Consider the following 531-nt stretch of genomic DNA (forward strand, 5'->3'; position numbering starts at 1 on the left):
CAGATCGCGGTCGATGCCGCGCACCAGATCATCGTCGCCCAGCGCCTGGCCACCAACCCGGCGGACTACGCAGCCCTGCTCCCGCTGGTGGATCAGGCGCGCGCGAACCTCGGCCGCAAGCACCGTGAGGTGTCCGGCGATAGCGGCTTCGCAACCGAGGCCAACCTCGCTGGCCTGGCCGACCGCGGAGTACGGCCATACCTCTCGCCAGGCCGCATCCGCCATGGCGAGACAGATCCCACGGCCGGGCGCGTGCTCAAGCGCAAGCCGCTGATGCAGGCCATGGCCGACACGATCCGCAAGGCCGGTCGGCGAAGTCGATACCGGCTGCGCAAGCAGGTCGTCGAACCGGTCTTCGGGCCGATCAAACAGGCCAGAGGCTTTCGCCAGTTCCTGCTACGCGGTCTCACCAACGTCAGAGACGAATGGCCGATGCTCTGCACCGTCCACAACCTCCTCAAGCTGCACCGCGCCGCGCCGTGAAAAGCCCAACCTCATCCAGCGCAATCCAAGATCCCGCGATTGATCGCG

The 531-nt window shown here is 67.0% G+C and carries 1 protein-coding gene; it reads left to right on the plus strand.

Annotated elements, in window-relative coordinates:
* On the plus strand, nucleotides 1–483 hold a 483-nt coding region (locus tag HEQ75_RS27770), incomplete at its 5' end, for a transposase (RefSeq protein WP_168035345.1).
* Nucleotides 484–531 lie beyond the last annotated feature (48 nt).

It is taken from the genome of Falsiroseomonas selenitidurans (assembly GCF_012103215.1).
Taxonomy (GTDB): domain Bacteria; phylum Pseudomonadota; class Alphaproteobacteria; order Acetobacterales; family Acetobacteraceae; genus Falsiroseomonas; species Falsiroseomonas selenitidurans.